Origin of the sequence: Endozoicomonas sp., from assembly GCF_051008435.1 — a bacterium.
Classification (GTDB): domain Bacteria; phylum Pseudomonadota; class Gammaproteobacteria; order Pseudomonadales; family Endozoicomonadaceae; genus Endozoicomonas_A.
Genome location: NZ_JBPCXO010000398.1, coordinates 1 through 2,959, shown reverse-complemented (window position 1 = coordinate 2,959; position 2,959 = coordinate 1). Strand labels below are relative to the sequence as shown.

Annotated in this window: 3 protein-coding genes; all 3 read right to left on the bottom strand. The window is 45.7% G+C overall.

Going from position 1 to position 2,959, the window contains the following annotated elements; translation table 11 throughout:
* Nucleotides 1-155 precede the first annotated feature (155 nt).
* Nucleotides 156-650: a hypothetical protein gene (locus ACR2PX_RS20300; protein WP_434001180.1), complete on the bottom strand. Its 495-nt coding sequence runs from the start codon at nucleotides 648-650 to the stop codon at nucleotides 156-158.
* Nucleotides 640-2,064 carry an HlyD family type I secretion periplasmic adaptor subunit gene (locus ACR2PX_RS20295; RefSeq protein WP_434001179.1) on the bottom strand — a complete coding sequence of 475 codons (1,425 nt, stop codon included), beginning with the start codon at nucleotides 2,062-2,064 and terminating at the stop codon, nucleotides 640-642. The genes ACR2PX_RS20300 and ACR2PX_RS20295 overlap by 11 nt, the downstream gene beginning before the upstream one ends.
* A partial coding sequence (locus ACR2PX_RS20290; protein ID WP_434001178.1) for an ATP-binding cassette domain-containing protein occupies nucleotides 2,064-2,959 on the bottom strand: 896 nt, incomplete at its 5' end. The genes ACR2PX_RS20290 and ACR2PX_RS20295, both read right to left, overlap by 1 nt.

Here is a 2,959-nt window from a genome sequence, read left to right as displayed (position 1 = left end):
AAGCTTTGCAGTCTGTTCACTCTGCTGTTCGTTGCGGGTTGAGAAAACCATGGGATAAAGGATAGTCGCTGCAAGGGAAAGGTATTATTCTCTTTCTCTGTCCAGCAGTTTTTTAGGAATTACCTATCAAGCTTTATACTTGTTGCAGCAGACATTTAAAAAAATCTCCTTTTTATTTTTCCTGCCATTAAAAAACTGTATATAAAAAAAACCACCATACCTAAAAAGAAAACCAAAAAGACTAGCCAAACAACCCCTTGCCAACCACTATCATTAAAATTTCCTTGGTAAATGAAACTATTATTTAAAGGATCTCTTATTTGAAAAACATATTTCATTCCAGATGACGTCAAGTAATACTGAAACTCTAACTCTCTTTGAGTACTCTTCAGCTTATACAGCTGTTTCTTGTTGAGGACAAAATCAAGCCTATGATATTGACCAAGTTTTTTTATTATTATCACTTGATCTCCTTCGTACTCATATATTTTATAAACTTCCCCTTGAACAATCTTCGGCTTGGCGCCTAAAGACCACCAATCAAACCATGCCATTAGATCTTCTGCCATAATAAATACCTTCCATGAAACAAGGAATGCAAAAACCAAAGAAAAAAATCGATATAAAAGCAAAGCTATTTTATCTTTCACCCAAACTCTCCTGCTTAAACCTCAAAAGCGGACTCAAAAAATATTCAATCAATCGCCGCTGCCCCGTTTTAATTTCCACCGCCACACTCATTCCAGGCGATAGATTCACTTTCCTCTTCTCTACCAACATCCAATCCTTCTCGATCTGTACATTGGCCAGATATCTCAACCCCTGCTTTTCATCAGGCACAGCATCATTGGAAATATTGACCAGCTCACCTGAAATCTGTCCATACTTAGTGAAGTTAAAAGTATCGATCTTCACTTCCGCTTTCTGCCCTTCATGAACAAAGCCGATATCCTTGTTCAACACCCAGGCTTCCACTTCCATTTTTGCTTCTTTTGGTACGATCTGCATCAGTGCCTGTGCGGGTTGCACGACACCACCAATGGTATGAATCTGTAACTGTTGAACGGTGCCGTCTAGCGGTGCTGTGATCAATTGTTGATCATGCAATTCCTGTGCCTTGATACTTTCCTGTTTCAGGCTGGCGAGCTGTCGGTGCAGTTGTTCCTGTTGGTCCAGGCTTTCGCGCCTGGTTTGGGCATGGAGACTGAGCCGCTGGTTCTGGATTTCTTCCTGCTCAGCTTCCAGCTGTCTTACCGCTGCCTGCTGAGCCTTTATATCTTCTTCCAGCTCTATGCGCTGTTGTTCCAGCTCCAGATATTGCACTTTTGATCCGTAGTTCTTTTTATAGAGCCCTTCCAATGCCTGAGTACGCTCTTCGATAATAGGCAGCACCCGTTGCAGTTTAGTGACGATGGCTTTTATGGTCTGTTGTTCTGCGGCTTTGCTTTTAAGCTGACTCTTCAGGGTTTCACTGGCAGAAACATAGTCTTCTATTTGTTGCAGTAGCAGCTGCTCTTCAAAGGTCTGAGTTTTTTTACCCTGAACACTCTGGTTGGACTTCAGGCTCAGGTAGCTATCCAGTTTCAACGTTTCTGGTCTTGTGCCGGTGTTGTGATCCAGATAGTCCGTAAACGCTTCTTGTCGTGCCAGTTGTAGAGAAAAAGCCGTAATTTCCTGCTCCAACCGAACTCTTTCTGCGTCTGTCATTGTACCGACCAGAGTAATTAACGGATCACCGGCTTTCACTTCATCACCTTCGCGGACATGAATCCTTTGCACTTCGCCAATCACCATGGGCTGAATGGTTTTTACCCGTTCACCCGGTACAATTTTCCCTTGCGCTGAAGCGACAATGTCGATCTTCCCTACACAGGCCCAGACCACCGCAATAACAAACAGCAAGGCTATGGCTTTGACTATGGCTCTGCTGGCAGGATTTGCCGGTGTCTCTTCCACTTCCAATGCAGCGGGCAGAAATTGACGACGAGTGTTTTGTAAGGCTTCAGGCTTTTCAGTTCTCGATAACAGAATTTTTGTGGCCTTTTCAAAGAATGATCGAATCATTACACCGACTCCCTGACACCGTGCTGATGAGCATTCAGTCGTGCGTAATGGCCACCTTGTTTAACCAGATGGTCGTGGCTACCCTCTTCAACGATTCGGCCTTTATCCATCACAATAATCCGGCTAGCGTCGCGAACGGTGGAAAGACGGTGGGCAATAATAAACACAGTGCGTCCCTGACTGATCCGCTTCATATTCTGTTGAATGATATGTTCGGATTCATAATCCAAAGCACTGGTGGCTTCATCAAAAATCAGTATTTTGGGATTGGTCAGCAAGGCCCGGGCAATAGCAATGCGCTGTTTCTGCCCGCCAGACAATGAACTGCCTTGCTCACCCACTTGGGTGTCATAACCTTCGGGCAGTTCCAGAATAAATTCATGAGCACCCGCCAGTTTTGCCGCCGCCATAATACGTTCAATAGAAGCTCCGGGGTCAGCCAAAGCGATGTTGTCCCGAACGGAACGGTTGAATAAAAAGTTCTCCTGGAGCACGACACCCACTTGCCTTCTTAACCAGGCAGGTTCAACTAATGCCAGATCAACGCCGTCTACTAATACTCGACCAGACTCAGGCACATACAATCGTTGCACCAGTTTGGTCAGCGTGCTCTTCCCTGAACCGGATCGACCGACTATGCCAATGATCTCACCGGGCTTAACTTCCAGAGAAACGCCATTCAGCACGGCCGGGCGATCCGGCTGGTAGCGGAAAAGCACATGCTCAAACTTGACGAAGCCATTGAGAGCGGGAAGGGTTGTACGGTTTGGATCATGGCCAGGTTCTGTAGGCGTATTTAATATGTCACCCAACCGCTGAACAGAGATACCCGCCTGCTGAAAGTCCTGCCAGAGTTGCACCAGTTTCAGAATGGGTGCACTGACCCGGCCTGCGA